This window comes from Terrabacter ginsenosidimutans, from assembly GCF_039539425.1.
Lineage (GTDB): Bacteria > Actinomycetota > Actinomycetes > Actinomycetales > Dermatophilaceae > Terrabacter > Terrabacter ginsenosidimutans.
On the sequence record NZ_BAABDC010000007.1, the window covers coordinates 16,256 to 36,970 of the forward strand.

Sequence of the window (20,715 nt, forward strand, 5' to 3'; positions counted from 1 at the left end):
GTCGCCGCGGTCGCGACCACGGCTTGGACGCTACCCCGCCGACCCCGCAGGAGCGAGGGAACGCCACGGCATCTTCCCCACGCCGTGACGTTCCCTCGCCTGGAGCGATCACGCTGCCGCGCACTCCCCTTCCGGTGGGAGCACGGCCACGTCGTCGAACGCCGCGATCGCCACGGCGTGCAGGGTGAATCCCGCGGCGCGACAGGCACCCTCGAACGCAGCACGGAGATCCCGGTCGCGCGGCGTGGGCGTCACGTGCCCGGGCCGGGCGATCACCATGACGACATCGTGCACGTCGTGCCGTGACACCTCCGTGAGCAGCAGACGGACGCCGTCGAGCACCTCACCCACGTCCACACGTCGAGGCTCGTCGGGCAGACAGATGGGCTGGAGCAGGTGGAGGTTGGGGTGACACAGCAACAGGTAGGTGGCGCCCTCGGACCGTGACTGCTCCGTCACGATGAGGTCGACCACCCCCTCGAAGACCTCAGGGTCGGTGATCGGTCGTTGGGCCCAGTCCCGGGGCAGCTCGTCGAAGCGCATGGCACGAGGATGGCCGCGACCGGTGACAGTCGGTGCGCGTTGTCCACACGGGTTAGCGTGGACGCCTGCCCGGGGTGTTGGAGCGCGGGCACCGCGAGAGGAGGCCGTCGTCATGGAACGTCCTGCCGCCCGAGCCGCCACCGATCTGCTCGGTGCGTATGCCGATGGCTCGCTCTCACCGGTCGACGTCGTCCGCGACGTGGCCGAGGTCGTCGCAGCACGCGAGCCGACCCTCAACGCCTTCTACGTCCACGACCTCGCGGCCGCCCACGAGCAGGCCCTGGCCAGCGAGCGCCGCTACCGCGACGGCACACCTCTGGGTCCTCTCGACGGCGTGCCGGTCACGGTCAAGGAGAATCTGGGCCGGGCGGGCATCCCCCTGCCCCTCGGGAACGCCGGGGTCGCCCCGGCGGTGCCCCTGCGCAGCAGTCCGGTCGTCGAGCGCCTCGAGGAGGCCGGCGCGATCCTCATCGGGTCGACGGTGATGCCTGACTGGGGCATGCTCAGCTCCGGCGTCTCCAGCCTGCACGGCATCACGCGCTCGCCGTGGGACGAGTCCCTGACCACCGGCGGCTCGAGCTCGGGCGCGGGCGCCGCGGCCGCCGCCGGTTACGGGCCGCTGCACGTCGGCACCGACATCGGCGGCTCGATCCGGCTTCCGGGCACGTGGCTCGGGCTCACCACCCTCAAGCCGAGTGCCGGCCGGGTTCCCCTGGACGTGCCCTACCTCGGGCGCGTCGCCGGCCCGATCACGCGCACCGCCGGCGACGCGGCGCTGCTCCTCTCGGTCATCTGCCGACCGGACGCTCGCGACTGGACGAGCCTCCCGCCCGAGGAGCTGCCCTCGACGGTGCGGCAGCTCGATCCGGCGGGGCTACGCGTCGGTCTGCACCTGGACGCCGGCTGTGGTCTTGCCGTCGAGTCCGACGTGCGCGCAGCCGTCGAGGACGCGGCGGCCGTCTTTGCGCATGCAGGCGCCGTGGTGACGCCGGTCGAGCCGTTCATGCGACAGGCATGGCTCGAGGACCTCGACGAGTTCTGGCGGGTGCGCTCCCTCATGGACCTCGACGCGCTCGACCCGGCGGGCCGGGACCGCGTGCTGCCCTACATCCACCGGTGGGCCGACGGGGGCCGGGGCGCCCACGGGGTCGACGTCCTGCGCGACTACGCGAGCATCATGGCGATGCAGCAGGCCACCGTCGCCGCGACCTCCGCCTTCGACGTCGTGCTCTCCCCCGTCGCTCCCATGCCGGCCTTCCCTGCTGAGTGGCCGATGCCGTGGGGTGAGGGAGACGCTGCCATGCCCCACATCGGATTCACGGCCCCCTACAACCTGTCGGGGCAGCCGGCAGGCACGACGAACTGCGGCTTCACCCCTGACGGCCGCCCGATCGGCGTCCAGGTCTCGGGCCGCCGGTTCGACGACCTCGGCGTCCTGGCCGCGCTCTCCTGGTTCGAGGCGCGCCGGCCCGACGCCATGACGCCCCGATGGCCGATCAGGACGTGACCACCGTCGTCGGCGAGGACGGCCCCGCGCGCGGCCTCTCCGGCGCCGCACGGCAGAATGCGTGACCCGGTGGGTCGTCGACGTCAAGGAGAGCAGTCCGCGTGAGTGTGCAGGTGAAGGTGCCGTCGATCGAACGTCGGATCGCGGAGGAGCTCGGCGTCCGCGACGGACAGGTGGCCGCCGCCGTGGGCCTGCTCGACAGCGGGTCGACGGTCCCCTTCGTGGCGCGCTATCGCAAGGAGGTCACCGGTGGCCTCGACGACGCGCAGCTGCGCACGCTCGAGGAGCGTCTCGGCTACCTCCGCGAGCTCGAGGAGCGTCGAGCCGCCGTGCTCGCCTCCGTCGAGGAGCAGGGCAAGCTCGACGACGCGTTGAAGGCCCAGATCCTCGCCGCCGAGACCAAGGCCCGCCTCGAGGATATCTACCTGCCGTTCAAGCCGAAGCGGCGCACCAAGGCCCAGATCGCCCGCGAGGCCGGCCTCGAGCCGCTCGCCGACCTGCTCATCGGCTCACCGGACACCGACCCGACCTCCGCCGCAGCAGGATTCGTCGACACCGACCGCGAGGTGGCCGACTCCGCCGCGGCACTCGACGGCGCCCGCGCCATCCTCGTCGAGCGCTTCGCCGAGGATGCCGACCTCATCGGTGACCTGCGCGAGCGCGTGTGGAAGCAGGGCCACGTCGGCTCGCGTGTCCGCTCCGGCAAGGAGGAGGAGGGCGCCAAGTTCTCCGACTACTTCGACTTCTCGGAGCCACTCTCCAAGCTGCCCTCGCACCGTATCCTCGCCCTCTTCCGCGGCGAGAAGGAGGACGTCCTCTCGCTCGAGATCAACCCCGAGGACCCAGCGGCCGAGCAGCAGCCCGGCCCCACGGCATACGAACGCGCCATCCGGCGCCGGTTCGGCATCGAGAACGCCGGCCGTCCGGCCGACCAGTGGCTCGGCGACACCGTCCGCTGGGCGTGGCGCACCAAGATCCTCGTCCACCTCGGCATCGACGCCCGTATGCAGCTGCGCCGCGCCGCCGAGGAGGAGGCCGTGCGCGTGTTCGCCGCCAACCTGCGCGACCTGCTGCTGGCCGCCCCCGCCGGTGCCCGCGCCACGATGGGTCTCGACCCGGGCTTCCGCACCGGCGTCAAGGTCGCCGTCGTCGACGGCACCGGCCGCGTCGTGGCCACCGACGTCATCTACCCGCACGTCCCGCAGAGGCAGTGGGACCGCTCGCTGGCCACGCTCGCCCACCTCGCCAGGGAGCACTCGGTCGACCTCATCGCCATCGGCAACGGCACGGCGTCCCGCGAGACCGACCGTCTCGCGGCAGACCTCATCGCGGCACACCCGGAGCTGAAGCTGACGTCGGCCGTCGTGTCCGAGGCCGGCGCCTCGGTCTACTCCGCTTCCGCGTTCGCCTCCCAGGAGCTGCCCGGCATGGACGTGTCGCTGCGCGGCGCCGTGTCGATCGCCCGGCGACTGCAGGACCCGCTCGCCGAGCTCGTCAAGATCGACCCCAAGTCGATCGGCGTCGGGCAGTACCAGCACGACATCAGCCAGAGCGCGCTCTCGCGCTCGCTCGACGCGGTCGTCGAGGACTGCGTCAACGCCGTCGGTGTCGACGTCAACACCGCATCCGCTCCCCTGCTGACCCGGGTCTCGGGCATCACCCCGGGGCTTGCCGACAGCATCGTCGCGCACCGGGACGCCGCCGGACCGTTCCGCACGCGCAAGGCTCTCAAGGACGTCCCGCGGCTCGGGCCGAAGGCGTTCGAGCAGGCTGCCGGCTTCCTCCGCATCCCCGGCGGCGACGACCCGCTCGACGCCTCGGCCGTGCACCCCGAGGCCTACCCTGTCGTCCGCCGCATGCTGGAGTCGACCGGACAGAAGCTGACCTCCCTGATCGGCAACTCCGCTGCGCTGCAGACGATCCGACCGGCTGACTACGTCGACGACACCTTCGGGCTGCCGACCGTCACCGACATCATCAGCGAGCTCGACAAGCCGGGCCGCGACCCGCGACCGACGTTCAAGACGGCCACCTTCAAGGAGGGCGTCGAGGAGATCAAGCACCTCAAGCCGGGCATGACGCTCGAGGGCGTCGTCACCAACGTGGCGGCCTTCGGCGCGTTCATCGACGTCGGCGTCCACCAGGACGGGCTGGCCCACGTGTCGGCCCTGTCGAAGAACTTCGTCCGCGACCCGCGCGAGGTCGTCAAGCCCGGCGACGTCGTCATGGTCAAGGTGCTCGACGTCGACGTCCCGCGCAAGCGCATCTCCCTCACACTGCGCCTCGACGACGAGGTGACACCCGGGGGCCCCAAGGAGCGCGGCGGCCAGGGAGCGTCGGGGCAGGCCCGCGGTGGTCAGGGAGGCCGCAGCCAGGGACGTGATGGCCAGTCCCGCGGCGGACAGCCTCGCGGCGGCCAGGGTGCGCCGGGACAGGGCAACCGCCCCCGTCGTGACGAGGCCCCGGCCGACAGCGCGATGGCCGACGCACTGCGCCGCGCCGGCTTCGGGGGCTGACGCCGGCTGGCGGCTCGCGGCGGGCGGCCACCGCCGGACGTCGGTCAGCCGAGGCGACGCTCAGCCCTGGCGACGCTCAGGCCTCCGGAGAGGCCCGGTGGAAGACGGCCTCGACGTTGTTGCCGTCGGGGTCGCGCACGAACGCGCCGTAGTAGCCGGGGTGGTACTCGGGCCACAGGCGAGGCTCGTGCAGCGACTCCGCGCCGAGCGAGAGCGCCTTGGCGTGGAAGGCCCGCACCGACTCGACACTGTCCGCCTGGAACGCGCAGTGCATCTCGCGGTTGGGCTCCTCGCCGTGCCAGCGGGTGATCCAGAAGTCCGGGTGCCCCTCGGTGCCGTAACCGATGGCCACGCCGACGTCCATCTGGCGGCTGTAGCCGAGGACGCCGAGCACCTCGTCGTAGAACCGGGCGCTGGCGTCGAGGTCCGAGCAGTTGATGCCGAAGTGGTCGATCATCCTCCCGAGAGTAGGCCCGAAGAGGTCGCGCCGAGCCATTGTCATCCGGGCCAGTCTTTGGTCGACTGTCTGTGGTGGGTCCGGCCCATCAGGGGCCGGTCCGAACGACCCGGAGGTGCCCATGAGCAGTTCAACGCAGTCGATCCCCGAGAATGCAGCGGACTCAGCGGACGCTGAACTCGAGCGGTCTCCAGCCGGCGTGCACTCGAGCCTGACCGTCGGCGCCCCGGTCGACCAGGTGTGGCAGCACCTCATCAGTGCCCGCGGCACGGAGGCCCTGCTCGGCCCCGGCGTGACGCTCGGCAGCAAGGGCGAGTCGTGGCACAGCACCGACGGACCACACGGCGTCGTGCGCAGCTACCACCCGATGGAGCAGGTACGCGTGTCGTGGCATCCCGACGAGGACGGCCCGCTCAGCATCGTCGACCTCCAGCTCAAGCCCGAAGGGAACGGCACGCGCGTCGACCTCTACCACGAGGGTGAGGGCATCGCCGAGGACGGGGCCGGCGACAAGTCGCGCTGGGACGCCGCCCTCGGACGCTTCGCCGAGGCGCTCGGCTGAGCGGCGCCGCCACCAGCAGCACCTCGGTTCCCCGCCCGTCTGCTGGGCCCTCCTCTGCCGACGGGCTCTTCGTCAGCGCACGACGTCAGCGCACGACCATGACCGGGCACACCGCGTCGTGGATGACGCGGTGGCTGACCGACCCGAGCAGCATGCCGGTGAAGCCGCCGTGCCCGCGCGAGCCGACGACGATCAGACCTGCCGTCGCCCCGAGGTCGGCGAGCGACTGCCCGGGGTCCCCGTAGAGCACCTCGGTCGTGACGATCACCTTCGGGTGCAGCGCCCTGACCCGGTTGGCCGCGCGCGTCACCGACTCCTCGGCGTGGTCGCGGATCGCATGGGTCTCCTCCGTGCCGCCCTTCGCGGTCTCGGCGTAGGTCCACGCCTCCATCGACACCGAGTGCGCGACGCGGACGATGTGCAGGACGGCTCGCTCACGTTCTGCGACCTCGACGGCGGCGTTCACGGCCCGCACCGCGGCGTCCGAGTCGTCGACCCCGACCACGACGTCGTGATCGCGTCCCGGCCGAGGCGGCATCGGCAGGTCCTCCGGCGTCTTGCCCTCTGGTCCGCGCACGACGACGACGGGGCACTGGGCGTGTGCGGCGACGGCATAGGACGTCGAGCCGAGCAGCCCGGCGAGGATGCGCCCGCGCCCGCGGCTGCCGACCACGATCAGCTCCGCCTCCCTCGAGGCGTCGATGAGCTGCGCGGCAGGACTGCCGAGCCAGTACTGCGTCTCGACCTGCGACGCGTCGAGCGTCGTGCCGGCGCGCTCGGCCCCTTCGTCGACGAGAGCCTTGGCGGCGTGCTCCAGCGTGGGCTCCATGTGAGACAGGTCCATGGCGGGGAAGGCTGGCACGCTGGCCAGGTTGACACTGTGCACCAGCGTCAGGTGCTTGCCCTGCTGGCGGGCCGTCTCCGCGGCCCACTCGAGTGCGAGCTGTGATGCTGCCGAGCCGTCGTAGCCGACGACGATGCCGTACGTGGTGGTCCGTACCTGGCCGTTCATGGTGCACCCTCCCTGGGTCCCGGGACCGGGCCACTGCTCCGGCCACCTCCATCCTCCCGCGGAGGGTGACGTCGCCACGGCCGTTTGTGACCACTCAGACAGGTGTGGGTCAGCAGGTGGAGGCCGAGGACGTATGCCGTCCGGCCGGGTCGGGTGACCCGGCCCGGCGGCAAACGTGGTGGCTCAGCCGACGGCCTTGAGGGCGTCGACCTCGCCGGCCCCGAACCAGCTGTTCTGCGCGAGCGTGCCCTCACAGGTCTGCGGTGCGCCGTCGTCGAGGCCAGGGAAGAAGGCGTAGGCCGACACGTCCGCCGGGCACGGGATCGGGTTGACCGCGTCCTGAAGGGCCGCGGACAACGCGCCCCCGGTCTTGCCGGTCACGCTGGCGAGGAGGGCTGCCACCCCTGCCGCGTGCGGCGAGGCCATCGAGGTGCCCTGCTGGTAGCAGTAGGCGGCTCCGCTCGCGTCGACGAGTCGGCGCGACGGGAGGCACGTCGCGGTGAGCAGGGCGGCTGGCCACGTCGACAGGACGCGGCCGTTGGGGGCGGCCGGAGTCGTCTGCAGGAGGGAGTCACCTCCGGGCGCTGCGACGTCGACCGCAGAGATGCCGTAGGAGGAGTAGAACGACTTCATCCGCTTGTTGCCCGTGGCGCTCACGCCGACGACTCCCGGCACCTCGGTCGGGACCACGGCGCACGCGTTGGAGATGGCTCGCAGCACGGGGTTGGTGTCGTCCGGGCTGGTCGCGTCGAGCGTCGGGTGCGACAGGTCGTCGGCCTGGTTGCCCTCGGCCGCCACGACGAGCACGCCCTTGGACTGGGCGTACTTGATGGCGCGTCGCTCGGCGGTCCAGATCGCCCGCTGCTCGGCGTCGTTGCGGCAGTTGAAGAGCCACGGGTCGGCGAAGTAGCTGTTGTTCGTGACGGCGACGCCGTGGTCGGCCGCCCACATGAAGGAGCACACGACCGCCTCGGGGAAGAAGAAGCCCGCGGCGTCGCCGGCCTTGATGCCCGCGATCTTGACGGTCGGCGCCACCCCGACGATGCCGATCCCGTTCGCCGCGGCCGCGATCGTGCCGGCGGTGTGGGTGCCGTGGCCGTTGTCGTCGTTGGCTGCCACCATCCCGGGAACCGCGACTCCGCCGACGCAGTTGGCGCTCCTGGCGTCGTCGACGTTCGCGGCGAGGTCAGGGTGCGTGTAGTCGAGGCCCGTGTCGATGTCGCCGACGAGGATGGACGGAGACCCCGTGCTGACGGCGTGCGCCTCGCCGACCTTGATCTGAGCCATGTCCCACTGCAGGCCCGACAGCGAGTCGTTGAGCCCGGCCGACGCTGCCGACGGCCCCGCAGTCGTCGTGTCCGCAGCGTCGGTCGAGACCGCACCACCGTCGACGGCACTCGCGAACCTCGTCGTGGCGACCGCGCCTTCGACCCCCTTGACCGCGCGCATCCTGACGGCGAAGTCCGGGTTCGACGAACGCGCCACGACGACGCTGATCGGCGCGTACGTCGCGACCAGCTGTCCGCCGGCTGCCGTCACCGCGCTGCCGGCGCTGCCCGTCGACGACTTCTCCTTGTAGACCACCAGGTAGGTGGCGGTCGCGCTGGCTGCGGAGGCGTCGCTCGACGCGACCGCCGTCGCCAGCGCGGCAGCCGCAACCACTGCGGCCGCTCCGAGTACTGCGGTCCCCCGAGACGCACCCCGACTTCGTGACACGGACATGGTCTGTCTCCTCCGCGGCGGCGGCATGGGCGTCCCGCCGCTGGGCCGACTCCTGTGGCGGCCCAGCTCACCACGCTAGAACGTCCGCACCGATTCTGAAGGAACAATGGCCACAACCTGAGAGCGTGCCCGAGGCACGCTGGGAGCGGTTCGCACCCTTCGACCGTTTGGTCGCCAAGATGCCTGCAGCACAGGGGGTTTGCTAGGCATCCTTCGTGCGCGCCGCAGCCGTGGCCCGGTCGTTGGCCTTCTGGATCGCCTCGACGAGCTGCTGCTTGTCCATCCGCGACCGCCCCCTGACGTCCAGCCGTCTCGCGACGTCGAGCAGGTGGCTCTTCGTGGCGTTGGCGTTGACGCCTCCGGCGGAGTCGCCGCCGTCCCTGTGGGCTCGCGCCTCGGGACCCCGGCGGGCGGCCTGGCGATCGCTGGGGCCTTTCTCGTCCTTCTCCTCCCAGTGGTCCCCGACCTTCTCGAAGGAGTGCTTGAGCGAGGCGAAAGCTGTCCGGTGCGCGCGCTCACCTTCGCCGTACTGCTCGACCGCAGCCTCGTGCGTCGCCAGCCACGTCTCCTGGGCCTTCTTCGGTGACCGCTCGAGGGTCGAGGGCAGTTCGGTCCCCGACCTCGTGGTCGAACGCTTCTTCGCGGGCATGGGCGGGCCTCCTCGGTTGCTCGTTCGATGTGCATCTCGTCCGCTCGTCTGAGACGTACCCAGCGCAGGAGGTCACGCTCACGAGCGACGGCTGTGACGGCATACGCAAGCGGTGTCGGCGCCCGGCCGTACGGGTACGGGGGCCGCATGGACACCTCACGTGAGACCGACCCCAGCGTCCCCGACCCCAGCGAGTTCGACGGCGGACAGCCGGAGATGACCGACGACGAGGCGGTCGAGACCGACGGCCCCGACGTGCTGTTCCCCGACACGCTCAAGCCGACCGTCGCCGAAGGCGCGCTGCCTGCCGGCGACGAGGGCGACCTCGTCGAGCAGGCCGAGGTCGTGGACACCGACGACGACGAGGAGGAACGACGCGGCTGACCACGACCTTGCGCCCCGTTGCGGGGCGAAAGCGTCTGGTTGTCCGGAATGTGTTGCGTCGCGTACCCGAGGGGGTACGACTCCCCGCGGTGAGGACGCGACGCCGCGCGCCCTGACCCGACGGTTCACAGCGATTCGGATCGAAGGAGATGGGGATGAGCGAAGCTGTCGCACAACGCACGGACCGTGCCATCAGGAGTCTGGTGCCCGCGCGCATGGACCGACTGCCGTGGACGAAGTTCCACTGGTCGGTCGTCTTCGGGCTCGGGGTGTCGTGGATCCTCGACGGCCTCGAGATCCAGATCGTGTCCGAGTCGGGGTTCCAGAAGACGCTCGGCATGTCGGCTGCGCAGGTGGGGCTCACGGGCACCGTCTACCTCGTCGGCCAGGTGGTCGGGGCACTGACGTTCGGTCGCCTCACCGACCGGCTCGGTCGCCGCAGGCTCTTCATCATGACCCTGGTCATCTACCTCGTCGGCTCGGGCCTCGCAGGCCTCTCGCCGAACATGTGGTTCCTCTGGGTCTGCCGCTTCGTCGCGGGCATGGGCATCGGCGGCGAGTACACCGCCATCAACTCGGCGATCGACGAGCTCATCCCGTCGCGCTTCCGTGGTCGCGTCGACATCGCGATCAACGGGACCTACTGGCTCGGCGCGTTCTTCGGCGCCCTCGCCAACCTCTACCTCCTCAACCCCGACAACGTCGCCGAGAACATCGGCTGGCGCGTCGCGTTCTTCATCGGCCCGATCCTGGGTCTGTCGATCATCTGGCTGCGCCGCCACATCCCGGAGAGCCCGCGCTGGCTGCTGACCCACGGGCGCGCCGAGGAGGCGGAGCGCACGGTCGACGAGATCGAGGAGCGCGTGCGCCGCGAGGGCGGGGACATCCCGGAGGTCGACGACAGCAAGGCGATCCTCGTCAAGCCCGAGGACCGCCTCGGCGCCAAGGTGCTGTGGGACGTCTTCGTGCACCGCTACGGACGCCGCACGGTCCTCGGCCTCACGATGATGGTGACGCAGTCGTTTCTCTACAACGCGATCTTCTTCACCTACGCGCTCGTGCTGACGAACTTCTACGGCATCAGCAAGGCAGACACGTCGCTCTACTTCCTGCCCTTCGCGGCGGGGAACCTGCTCGGGCCGCTGCTGCTGGGCCACTTCTTCGACACCATCGGGCGTCGCAAGATGATCTTCGGCACCTACACGATCGCCGGTTTCGTTCTGCTCGCGTCGGCCTGGGCGTTCCACGCCGAGATCCTCAACGCCACGACGCACACGATCTTCTGGTGCGTCGCGTTCTTCTTCGCCTCGGCCGGGGCGTCCGCGGCCTACCTCACGGTGAGCGAGATCTTCCCGCTCGAGGTCCGCGGGCAGGCGATCAGCTACTTCTTCGTCGTCGCCCAGTGCGCCGGCGCGATCGCCCCCGTGCTCTACGGCGCGCTGATCGGTGACGGCAAGGACCGGGTGCCCCTCACGTGGGGCTACGTCGCGGGTGCTGTGATCATGATCTTCGGCGGCATCGTGGCCTGGGTCATCGGGATCGACGCCGAGCGGAAGTCGCTCGAGGACGTCGCCGACCCGCTGAGCAAGGTCTCGGAGGAGTCGGGAGCCCGCGCATGAACGTCGCGGACCTGGGTCGCGCCCACACCATCGTCGTCGGGGTGAGCCCCACCAGCGGCTCTCCCGGCGCGCTGCGCTGGGCCGTCGAGGAGGCCTCACTCCGGGGCGGCCGCGTCGTCGCAGTGCGAGCCTGGCGGCCCCACGCACCGGAGACCGCGACCGGCGGCCGCGTGCCGTCGGTCGTCTCGGACGACGGCGCCCGCGGCGACGAGCTGACGCGCCTGGCCGACGACGTCGCGCACGTCCTCGGTCACGACCACCTCGTTGAGACGCGGGTCGTGGCCGGCAAACGGCGCGCGGTGCTCGTCGAGGAGAGCCGCAGCGCCGACCTCGTCGTCATCGACGCCGGCCACTCCACCGAGGTCGGGGCACGCTGGCTGGGCAGCAGGCTCGTGCGAGCCTCACACTGCCCGGTCGTGGTCGTGCCACCGGCGCTCGGCGGCCGCGGGTCGAGCCCGTTCGGTGCTGCCGCCGGGCGGCTGGGTCGCTCGGTGGAGCGCGCCGCCGGCACAGCCGGGAGGCCGGGCTTCCAGCACCCGCCCACCCCCTGACCGTCAGGCCCGTCCCCCGCGGGTCGTATGCCGTGTGGCCCGGTCCCGGGACCCGAATCCGTCTGCGAGTTGCACCGATTCGGGCCCGGGTCCCACCGCACGTGCCTAGAGTCTGCGGCTACAGGGTCACAGGGGGCTTTGCATGTCAGCAGGAGGGTCGGCGCGGTCACGCGCCGCGGTGCTCAGGGCTCAGGCTGCGCAGGCCCGCGCCCGGGCGGACGCACTGGAGACGCAGGCCGGGGCCTGGTCTGCCGGCGCCGACGGTGAGCGTCGCGTGGCCGCTGCGTTGGGGCGACTCCCCTCCGGCTGGTACGTGCAGCACGACCGTCTGCTGCGTCCAGGCCGCAGCCAGACGAACCTCGACCACGTCGTCATCGGCCCCTCCGGTGTGTACCTCGTGGACACGAAGAACTGGGCCGGCGGCACCAGCGTCCACGACGGCAACCTCTGGCAGCACACGAGCAGCAGCTCGCCGAAGGGACGCGAGCTCGACAACGTCAGCCGCTTCGCCGCGGAGATGGAAAAGGGACTGGGCCTGCCCGTCGTGCCGGTGATCGCGCTGGCCGGCGGCCAGTCCGCCTCCTTCTCGAGACAGCGCGTGCGCGGCGTGGAGATTGTTCCTCAGGATGAGCTGGTCGGCTGGCTTCTCGCGCAACCGGCCGCTCCCGCCGAGGCGGGGACCGAGCTGCTCTCGAGACGCGTGGCCCATGCGTATCCTCCCGCGTCGCCAGACGAGACTCGTGGGGGCGTCGCGAACGCGTTGACCGTGGCTGACGTCGTCGGCGCGGAGACGCCGCCCACCCAGGGACGCCCTCCGGTCAGTACCGGCAGGATCGGAGGAGCACCCGATCGACAGCCGGTTCCTCAGCGACGTCAGCGTCAACGTCGTCGACGAGGATCGACGGTCTCGGCGTTTGTCGGCCTCGTTGCCCTGTTTGCCCTCAGCCAGCTCGGACCACGGATCGTGCCGATGGTCCTGGGGCCTTCGCCGACAGGGATCTCTGCTGGGGTCCCGGGTTCCTTGGCACCCTCCCCGGACCCGAGACAGTGCCAGTCCCTCACGAAGGCGATGGTCCAGAAGATCACCGGCGCAAGGACCGTGGTCGAGAAGCCTCAGTCCGGGGACGACCGCTGCACGTGGTGGTTGGCGAAGCCGCGCTACTCGACGCAAGCCGCCGATCTGACGGTGGAGACGGGAACGTCCGCTCGACTCCGCTTCGCGTCGGCCGACACCCGCGAGTCCAGGATCGACATCACGCCCGGAGAAGCGTCTGCGTGGGTGCCTGAGAACACGTCTCTCAACGGATGGAAGACCCGGACGCGCGCACCTCAGCCATTCATGCTCTCGCTGCGGTTCACCTATCCGGAGGGAGCCAGCGATCAACAGCGCCTGGTCGTCGAGGTAGCTGCCGAGAGGAAGGTCATCCGGTTGGCGGAGGCACTCGCGGTCGCGTTGACGATGTAGGGCAGCGAGTGACCGGCGGCCCCGACCCGAGACGCGCCTCGCTCAGTGGACGAGCATCACCGGGCAGGTGGCGTCGTGGATCATCCGGTGGGCCGGAGTCCCGACGAGCACCGCTGCCATGCCGCCCTTGTGCGGCGCGCCGATGACCAGCAGGCCGCAGTCCCGGCTCGTCAGCGTCAGCATCTCCACCGGGTCACCCTCCAGCGTCTGCGTCGTCACCGACAGGCCCGGATGGCTGAGCGCGAGGGTGTCGGTGGCGTAGGGGCTCGCCGCCCGGTTGTCGGCGGATGGTGCCGCGACGGTGACGAGGCGCAGCGGCGCCGAGCAACCGGCGGCGAGTCGCGCTGCAGCACCGACGATCCGCTCGATCCTGTCCGCGTGGGGGCTCCCCGTACCCGGGGTCACTGCGCAGACGACCTCGCACTCGGGCCCCGGCACCGGCACGTCCCGACGGCCCTCATGGGCGTGGTGGGACAGGTCGTGGAGGACGACGACCGGGCAGTAGGCACGAGCCGCCACGGCGCTTGAGACGGAGCCGATGAGGGCGCTGCGGGTCCGCCCACGACCGCGCGTGCCCAGGACGACGAGGTCGGCGGTCATCGACGCGTCGACGAGCTCGGCTGCGGGGCCGCCGAACGCGTGCACCGCCCGGACGCGGGATCGCGCCAGCGGCGTGCCCGGCCACGTCGACGGGCCACCGACCATCGTCTCGGCCACCATCTCGAGCGAGGGGTTCAGGGGGCGCAGGGCGTAGCCGCGGCGGCTGGGCACGACGTCGAGCTCGACGGCGTGGATGATCTTGAGCGCGTCCCCGAGGGCGCGGGACACCTCGGCAGCCCAGACGAGGGCGCGTTGGGATGCAGGCGAGCCGTCGTAGCCCACGACGACGACACCGTCGGCGGACCTGGACGTGTGCATCGGAAACTCGCTGGGGGGCAGTCGAACCGGGTCGGCGCGGGGTCAGTGGACGACCATGACCGGGCACGGAGCGTCATGGACCACGCGATGGCTGACCGACCCGAGCAGCATCCCCGTGAAGCCGCCGTGGCCGCGCGAGCCCATGACGACGAGGCCCGCCCTGACATCGGCCGCGTAGGCGGCGATGGCCGCGCCCGCGCCACCGCCGAGGACGTTGGTGTGCACATCGAGACCGGGGTGCGAGCGCTCTGCGTCGTCCCCGGCCTGACGCAGCGTCTCGCCGATGTGGCGATGCATCTGATCCATCATCTCCTCCCTCCCCAGCATCGCGTCCGTCTCGGGCCAGGCCTCGAGGCCGCCGACGTTGTCGACCGCCACGACGTGCAGCGGCGCCTCAGCGGCCACGGCGACCTGGACGGCGGTCTCGAGCGCCTTCTGCCCGCTCTTGGAGTCGTCGAAGGCGACGACGACGGGGTGCGAGCGACCGGCGTGGACCACGGACTCGCCACGGACGACGACCGCGGGACAGTGGGCGTGCGCGGTGACGGCATACGACGTCGAGCCGAGGAGACCAGCGGAGATGGTCCCGTGACCGCGAGAGCCCGTCACGACGAGATCGGCCTGCGACGAGACGCCGACGAGCTCCGCCGCGGCGCTCCCGATGACGCTGAGCGGGTGCACGTTCTCACGGTCCAGGGTCTGTGCGGCGATCTCGATCGCCTCGGCCAGGACGCCGCGGGACATCTCGTCGTACGCGTGCGCCTGCACTCCGGGGTCGTAGGCGCGGAAGGTGGGGGTCATGGTCAGACCGACACAGTGCAGCAGGGTGAGCTGGCGGTCGTCGCGCTTCGCCGTCTGGATGGCCCAGTCGAGGGCCAGCCGCGATCCCGGCGACCCGTCGTAGCCCACCACGATGCCGTGGCTCATGGTCTCGTTCGTCGAGCTGACTGCGGCGTCCATCGCTCTCCCCTTCCACGTCGGTCGGGGCCGCATGCTCCGGCCACCCCCATCGTCCCGCGCCGCCGATGGGTCCGCAGGGAGTTGTGACAGCCCAGACATGGCACGGGTGGCCACGGATCGGGCGACGGATCGGGCGACGGATCGGGCGACGGATCGGGCGACAGCGGCAGGGCGCTGGCCGCGCCCTGCCGCCGGTGTCACTTCCCGATGAGCACGCTCACCGAGGTGTTGTCCACGCAGTCCGGGATCTCGCGGATCGCCCACCTGCCGCGCACGCCGTTGCCGTCGAAGTTCGACTCGGCGTCACGCTCCTCGACCTCCCCTTCGGAGGCCGTCCAGCCGCGGGTCGAGTAGGCGGCCTGCATGTCGGCGAGGGTCTGCTTGAACGGTTTGGGCGAGACGGCCGTGACGACCGTGCGGCCCGCGCTCCGGACCTGCACGCCGGTCACGACGTAGCCGTCCGGCACCGTCGCCTGCGTCGGGAACGAGGGCGGCAGGTCGATGGGCTTCGCGTCCTTGGCGCAGGTCAGCGCGGCCTGGGTCGCGGTACTGCCGGGCTCTGCCATCGCCGACTCCAGCTCGTCCTCCCCGCACGCCCCGAGCAGCATCACCGCGAGCAGGGCGCACAGTGCGACCGCGGACCGCGGCCCTGCGCGTCGGTCCCCCGGCTTCATCGGCTGACCTGGGTCTGTCGCCGGTTGTCCGCCTCGTTCGACTCGCGGATGCGCCCGTCCGGGTCTGCCACCACGACCACTGAGTGGGTGCCCTTGCCGAGACGCACGCCGGGGAAGGAGACCGATGCCGAGCGACCGGCCGCGAGGTCCACCGGCGCTGACGTTGCGACGTTGACGCCGTCGACGAGCAGACGGGTCGTGACAGCCCGAGCGGCGGCCTCGCCGGAGTTCGCGACGGTGCTGGAGGCGACGTAGAGCCCGCTGCTCTTCGTGACGGTCAGGGCCGTCGGGGTGAGGTTGGGCAGGGCGTCGTATGCGGCATACAACGTGTTGCCCGTCTGCTGGCGGGCGATGGTGGCGTAGGCGTCGAAGTTCTGGGCGCCACCGGGCTTGGCGCAGGCACCCGTGCAGCCGTCGGCGTAGCCGACCTCGACGCGTCCGGTCCGGTCCACCGTGGCGTCCATGAAGTCGAGCAGGTTGCGGTCGTTGCCGCACGTGGTGCCTCCGGTGCAGATGGAACCGCGCTGGACCGGGTCGCTCGGCGTCGTGTCGACCGTGACCCAGCTCCTGCCACCGTCGTAGGTGGTCGAGACGTAGAGGTGCCAGTCGGCCTTGAAGTTCGTCGCGTCCTGGTAGTTGCCTGGCGTCGTCGTCCCGATGAAGGCGAACGAGGCGCGGTCGTCGTCACCGGCCACGACGACCGGGAAGACGGTGTTGTGCACACCCAGACCGGCCCCGACGTTCTGGTCGTCGGTCCACGTCTTGCCCTTGTCACGGCTCACGGCGACGCGGGGCGTGCCGTCAGCGGCCTGGTAACCCATGTAGACGGTTCCCTTGGCGCCGATGCCGACGCTCGGGTCGGAGTCCCCCGCGGTGCTGGCCGGGTCCTTGCGGACCGTCCACGTGGTGCCGCCGTCCTCGGAGACCGCGACCGCCTGGTTGCCGCCGCACGACTTGTTGGGCACGTAGACGGTGCCGTCGTCAGGGGCGACCTTGACGTGACCGTGCAGGCCGCCGCAGTCCAGGAGCGAGTACATCGGGATCGCCGGCCCGAAGGTCACACCACCGTCGTGGCTCGACGCGCAGTTGGCGTCGGCGATGTCCTGGCTGCAGTAGTAGACGGCGTTCGGGTAGGTCGAGGTGGGCAGCGCCCCGACTCCGGCGGCCGAGTAGGGACCGCCCCCCACCGTCTGGTGGTCGACGCCCGAGTTGAGGCCGCCGCCCTGGCTGGGCGACCACGTCTTGCCCTCGTCGTCCGAGTAGCACATGAGCGAGGTCTTGCCCGCGAGCTGGCTCTCGAAGACGCGGCCCGTCTTCGGGTCGGTGAAGCCGATCGGGTCGAGCGAGGTGGAGCCGCCGGTGACGCACCCGTTGGCCGGCGTCGCCGAGACGTCGGCCCACGTGACCTTGGACGGGCTGACGCTGTCGTCCCACGTCGCCCGGTAGGTGTCGTAGAGCGCCTGGTAGAAGGTCGCGCCCGTCGTGTGGCTGCTGCCGATCGACGGCTCCCCTGCGTCGTGGGCCCTTCCGAAGGACTCGGGGGCGCCGTACTGGCTGTAGGTGGGCGGCGTTGCGGTGCTCGGTGCAGGGTTGGCCGGGACCTCGGTCAGGGTCGCGGTGCCCGTGACGAACTCACCGAGGGGCGCGTAGGGCACGACACGCACGGTGTAGTCGCCGCTCGTCGGCGGCGTCACGATGGTCTCAGGGTCCGCGCTCGAGGCCGAGGACGCCACGACCGCGCCCGTCCGGTCGAGCAGGTAGATGTCGAAGTCGGCGGCGGCGTTGGCCCAGCCGACCTTGACCGTCAGCTGGTGGGTGTCGCCGTAGGTGCTCGGCGTCGAGACGTGCAGCGCGAAGTCGTCGCAGAGCCCCGGACCGCACGTGACGTCGCCGGTGGTCCCGGTGACGTTCGGCGCGACGAAGGGACCCGCGGTCCACTGCACGCTCGTGCTGGTGTCGGACACCGTCCCGCCGTCGGGGGTCGCGGCGAGCGCCGGGGCCGCCACGCACAGGGCACCCACGAGGCCGGCCGCCGCGACGATCGGGAGGGAACGGGAGGGAGTTCTACGGAACACGGTGGGCAACATGCAGTCAGCTCCTGGATCCAGGGAAGTGGACACCCCCGAGGCGTCCGGCCGAGGCCGTCGAGCGACGACGTGCGCCCTCGCTCGACCGGTCCAACGAGTCAGGCGCGGGCGGGGCTACGAGCCAGAAGGTCAACAGGTGGTCAGGAACGGCTGGGTGTCCGCTGGGAACGCGCTGGATCCGCCCAGGTCGCCATGGCTTCTCCGCACGTGCCGGGTGGGCCGACAGGCGGTTCGCACCGGCTCGCGACCGGTGGCCTTCCCCTGCAGGGCAGGCCTAGCGTCGAAGCATGCACACGGGCACTCCCGGGCAGCGCCGCGTCGCGCCGACAAGGATCGATCGCATCTCGCCGAACGACCTCACCACCCTGGTCAGCGACCGGGGGCCCGCCCCGATGAACATCGCCGCGGTCCTCGTCGTCGACGGCGGCGCGACCCTGCGACGCGACGAGGTGCTCCGCGCCCTGGAGACGGCCACCGCGCAGGTACCGCGGCTGCGACAACGGTTGCGCCCGGTCCCGTTGGGCTGCGGCCGCCCGTACTGGGTCGACGACGACTTCGACATCCACCGGCACGTGGACTTCCGTCAGGTCGACGACGACCACCTGTGGACCGAGGTGGCAGACCTGGCTTGCCACCGTCTGCAGAGTGACCGCCCACTGTGGAGGGCAGTGTGGCTCACCGGTCTCGATCGCGACCGTGCGGCGCTGGTCGTCGTGGCCCACCACGTCCTCGCCGACGGGTTGAGCGGCCTGGCCGTGCTGGCCGCCCTGACCGGCACCACCGCAACAGGGCAGCCGACCGGTGCAGCGCATCACACGGCATACACCCGGCGCGCACTGGTCGCTGACGCGTGGCGGTCGCGGGTCCATGGCCTGGGCACCCTGGCGACGCGCGCCCGGGCTGCCGCGGCCGGCGCGCGCGACCTCGGCCTCGACGGCCGGCTCCCCCGCCGGTGCCCGCGCACGTCGTTCAACCGTCCCACCGGACCGCGCCGTCGCCTCACCGTGGTGGAGCGCCCACTGGCGGATGCCGTCGCCGCCGGCCATCGTCTCGGCGTCACCGTCAACGACCTCGTGCTCGCTGCCGTCTCGTCGGCGGTGGCAGCGACCCTGCGCGACAGCGGGGAGACGCCCGACTGCATCGTGATCTCGGTGCCCTTCTCAGGACGCTCGTGGGCCGGTTCCGGCCGGCTCGGCAACGAGACGGGTGTCGTGCCCTTCCGCATCCCCCTCGACGTCGGCCGTGATGCCCGCCTCCGGACTGTCGCTCGGATGTCGCAGGCGCAGCGAGCCCGGCCACGAGCGGCCTCGGCCGCCCCGCTCGGTGTGGGCTTCAGGGCACTGGCACGCCTCGGCGTGCTGCAGTGGTTCGTCGACCACCAGCCACTGGTCAACACCTTCGTGACGAACGTCCGTGGACCGGCGCACCCGTGGCGCTTCTGCGGGCGCCCGGTCACGAGCGTGGTTCCGATCGCTGTGACACCGGGCAACGTCGGGGTCACCTTCGACGTGCTGTCGTATGCCGGCACGCTCGGCATCACCATCGTGACGGACCCCGACGTGGTGGCGGACGCAGACCCGCTCGCACGCCACCTGGCGCAGGAGCTCGACGAGCTCGTCGGCCCGCTTGGCTGAGCCCTCAGGGGTGGCAGGGTGCGCGGACCGTCCAGGGACAGGTCAGGTCCCCACGGCCCCCAGGGACGACGCCGAGGCCAGGATGGCCGCGGCAGAGACGTCGATGTCGGCCTCGGTGGTCGTCGCGTTCGACACCGAGATGCGGATGAGTCGCCGACCGTGCCAGGTCGTGGCACCGACCCAGCACGTGCCCTCGCGCTGCACGGCCTCGACCACCGCGTCGGTGTGCGCCGGGTCACCGACGCTGACGAGCACCTGGTTGAGCACGACGTCGTTGTGGACCGTGGCCCCACCGGCCTCGAGTCGAGCAGCCATGCGTCGGGCCAACGCGCAGCAACGGTCGACGAGGTCAGCGACACCGTCCACACCCAGCTCACGCAGAGCCGCCCACACCGCGAATCCCCTGGCCCGCCTTGACGACTCAGGTGTCAGGTCGCCCAGGACCGGGTCGGTTCCGGCCCCCGACCCGGTGAGGTAGGAGGCGGCATACGACATCGTGGCGGCGTGCAGCGACGCGTCGGCGCAGAAGGCGAGGCCGCAGTCGTAGGGGACGTTGAGCCACTTGTGGGCGTCCGTGCCCCACGAGTCGGCCAGCTCGATGCCGTCGACGAGATGGGCGGTCCGCGGGCTCGCGGCCGCCCACAGCCCGAAGGCACCGTCGACATGGACCCAGGCCCCGTGCTCGTGGGCGGTCGTCGTCGCCGTGCGCAGGTCGTCGCAGGCGCCGGTGTTCACGTTGCCGGCCTGGAGGCACACGATGACGGGTCGGTCGCGCAGCGCGTCGAGGGTCGTGCGCAGGCGGTCGACATCGATGGCGCCCTGCGCCGTCGCCGCAACGGGCTCGATGCTGTGCGTGCCGAGGCCGAGCAGGCGAGCGGCCCGGTCGATGGTCGCGTGCCTCTCCTCGCTGGCGACCACGGCGATCCGCGGCCCCCCGGTCAGCCCGTCCCTCGCCACGTCCCATCCCCGGTCTGCGAGCACGCGCTGTCGTGCGACGGCGAGCCCGACGGTGTTTGCGGCCTGCGCACCGGTGACGAAGCCGACGGATGCCGTCGCGGGAAGCCCGAGCAGCTGCTTGGCCCACGTGCCGGCCACCCGCTCCACTGCCGCGGCGGCCGGCGACAGGACCTCGTTGTAGGCGCACTGGTCCCAGGCGGCAGCGAGCATGTCGGCCGCCGTCGCCGCAGGCGAGGCACCACCGATGACGAAGCCGAAGAACCGCGGGCCCACGGTGCCGACCAGTCCGGGACTCGCGGCGGCGATGAGGTCCTCGAGGACGCGGACCGGGTCGGTCGCCTCCGCCGGAAGGAGGCCTCCGAGGGCTGCCTCGAGAGACGCCCGATCGGGTGAGGGGTGCACGGGCCGGTCGGCGACGGTTTCACGGTGACGGGCGCCCTCCAGGGCAGCCCGCGCGAAGAGCTGGCGCAGGTCATGGTCCATGTCCCGCACGGTCCT

Annotated in this window: 18 protein-coding genes; 8 read left to right on the forward strand and 10 right to left on the reverse strand. The window is 71.4% G+C overall.

Annotation, left to right across the window (positions count from 1 at the left end; translation table 11 throughout):
* Positions 1 to 108: 108 nt before the first annotated feature.
* Entirely contained in the window at positions 109 to 543 is a 435-nt protein-coding gene (locus tag ABD831_RS17710) for a hypothetical protein (protein ID WP_344949708.1), read from the reverse strand.
* Positions 544 to 655: 112 nt separating this feature from the next.
* On the opposite strand from ABD831_RS17710, the gene ABD831_RS17715 reads away from it, so the two are divergent.
* Positions 656 to 2,050, forward strand: a complete 1,395-nt coding sequence (locus ABD831_RS17715; protein WP_344949711.1) for an amidase — start codon at positions 656 to 658, stop codon at positions 2,048 to 2,050.
* A gap of 101 nt (positions 2,051 to 2,151) precedes the next feature.
* The gene (locus ABD831_RS17720) at positions 2,152 to 4,566 is read left to right on the forward strand and encodes a Tex family protein (protein WP_344949714.1); all 2,415 of its coding nucleotides are present in this window, start codon (positions 2,152 to 2,154) and stop codon (positions 4,564 to 4,566) included.
* Positions 4,567 to 4,642: 76 nt separating this feature from the next.
* On the opposite strand, the gene ABD831_RS17725 is transcribed toward ABD831_RS17720, so the two are convergent.
* Positions 4,643 to 5,023: a VOC family protein gene (locus ABD831_RS17725; protein ID WP_344949717.1), complete on the reverse strand. Its 381-nt coding sequence runs from the start codon at positions 5,021 to 5,023 to the stop codon at positions 4,643 to 4,645.
* A 199-nt stretch (positions 5,024 to 5,222) separates the two neighbouring features.
* Here ABD831_RS17725 and ABD831_RS17730 point away from each other — a divergent pair, with 199 nt between their 5' ends.
* Positions 5,223 to 5,585 carry an SRPBCC family protein gene (locus ABD831_RS17730; RefSeq protein WP_344949720.1) on the forward strand — a complete coding sequence of 121 codons (363 nt, stop codon included), beginning with the start codon at positions 5,223 to 5,225 and terminating at the stop codon, positions 5,583 to 5,585.
* A gap of 85 nt (positions 5,586 to 5,670) precedes the next feature.
* On the opposite strand, the gene ABD831_RS17735 is transcribed toward ABD831_RS17730, so the two are convergent.
* The 3 genes from ABD831_RS17735 to ABD831_RS17745 all read right to left on the reverse strand — a co-directional run bounded on the left by ABD831_RS17735 (position 5,671) and on the right by ABD831_RS17745 (position 8,968).
* Complete coding sequence (locus tag ABD831_RS17735) at positions 5,671 to 6,597, reverse strand: universal stress protein (protein ID WP_344949723.1); 927 nt, start codon at positions 6,595 to 6,597, stop codon at positions 5,671 to 5,673.
* A gap of 183 nt (positions 6,598 to 6,780) precedes the next feature.
* Positions 6,781 to 8,259 (reverse strand): S8 family serine peptidase, encoded by a 1,479-nt coding sequence (locus ABD831_RS17740; RefSeq protein ID WP_344949726.1) that lies wholly within the window; start codon positions 8,257 to 8,259, stop codon positions 6,781 to 6,783.
* Positions 8,260 to 8,521: 262 nt separating this feature from the next.
* A complete protein-coding gene (locus tag ABD831_RS17745; protein ID WP_344949729.1) occupies positions 8,522 to 8,968 on the reverse strand; it encodes a ChaB family protein in 447 nt (148 codons plus the stop codon).
* 147 nt (positions 8,969 to 9,115) lie between these two features.
* Between ABD831_RS17745 and ABD831_RS17750 the strand changes: the two genes are divergently transcribed.
* The 4 genes from ABD831_RS17750 to ABD831_RS17765 all read left to right on the forward strand — a co-directional run bounded on the left by ABD831_RS17750 (position 9,116) and on the right by ABD831_RS17765 (position 12,987).
* Entirely contained in the window at positions 9,116 to 9,352 is a 237-nt protein-coding gene (locus tag ABD831_RS17750; RefSeq protein ID WP_344949732.1) for a hypothetical protein, read from the forward strand.
* Positions 9,353 to 9,507: 155 nt separating this feature from the next.
* Positions 9,508 to 10,971, forward strand: coding sequence for an MFS transporter (locus ABD831_RS17755; protein WP_344949735.1), 1,464 nt, complete (start codon positions 9,508 to 9,510; stop codon positions 10,969 to 10,971).
* Complete coding sequence (locus tag ABD831_RS17760; protein WP_344949738.1) at positions 10,968 to 11,522, forward strand: universal stress protein; 555 nt, start codon at positions 10,968 to 10,970, stop codon at positions 11,520 to 11,522. The genes ABD831_RS17755 and ABD831_RS17760 overlap by 4 nt, the downstream gene beginning before the upstream one ends.
* Before the next feature lie 142 nt (positions 11,523 to 11,664).
* Entirely contained in the window at positions 11,665 to 12,987 is a 1,323-nt protein-coding gene (locus ABD831_RS17765) for a nuclease-related domain-containing protein (protein ID WP_344949741.1), read from the forward strand.
* A 42-nt stretch (positions 12,988 to 13,029) separates the two neighbouring features.
* On the opposite strand, the gene ABD831_RS17770 is transcribed toward ABD831_RS17765, so the two are convergent.
* The 4 genes from ABD831_RS17770 to ABD831_RS17785 form a co-directional block, all read right to left on the reverse strand.
* Positions 13,030 to 13,905 carry a universal stress protein gene (locus ABD831_RS17770; protein ID WP_344949744.1) on the reverse strand — a complete coding sequence of 292 codons (876 nt, stop codon included), beginning with the start codon at positions 13,903 to 13,905 and terminating at the stop codon, positions 13,030 to 13,032.
* A 42-nt stretch (positions 13,906 to 13,947) separates the two neighbouring features.
* The gene (locus ABD831_RS17775; RefSeq protein WP_344949747.1) at positions 13,948 to 14,865 is read right to left on the reverse strand and encodes a universal stress protein; all 918 of its coding nucleotides are present in this window, start codon (positions 14,863 to 14,865) and stop codon (positions 13,948 to 13,950) included.
* A 197-nt stretch (positions 14,866 to 15,062) separates the two neighbouring features.
* Positions 15,063 to 15,539 carry a hypothetical protein gene (locus tag ABD831_RS17780; RefSeq protein WP_344949750.1) on the reverse strand — a complete coding sequence of 159 codons (477 nt, stop codon included), beginning with the start codon at positions 15,537 to 15,539 and terminating at the stop codon, positions 15,063 to 15,065.
* Entirely contained in the window at positions 15,536 to 17,626 is a 2,091-nt protein-coding gene (locus tag ABD831_RS17785) for a CARDB domain-containing protein (RefSeq protein WP_344949753.1), read from the reverse strand. The genes ABD831_RS17780 and ABD831_RS17785 overlap by 4 nt, the downstream gene beginning before the upstream one ends.
* Before the next feature lie 287 nt (positions 17,627 to 17,913).
* On the opposite strand from ABD831_RS17785, the gene ABD831_RS17790 reads away from it, so the two are divergent.
* On the forward strand, positions 17,914 to 19,260 hold the full coding sequence (locus ABD831_RS17790) for a wax ester/triacylglycerol synthase domain-containing protein (RefSeq protein WP_344949756.1): 1,347 nt from the start codon (positions 17,914 to 17,916) through the stop codon (positions 19,258 to 19,260).
* 42 nt (positions 19,261 to 19,302) lie between these two features.
* Here the strand turns inward: ABD831_RS17790 and ABD831_RS17795 are convergent, their stop codons facing one another.
* Complete coding sequence (locus tag ABD831_RS17795) at positions 19,303 to 20,700, reverse strand: pyridoxal phosphate-dependent decarboxylase family protein (RefSeq protein ID WP_344949759.1); 1,398 nt, start codon at positions 20,698 to 20,700, stop codon at positions 19,303 to 19,305.
* Positions 20,701 to 20,715: the final 15 nt, after the last annotated feature.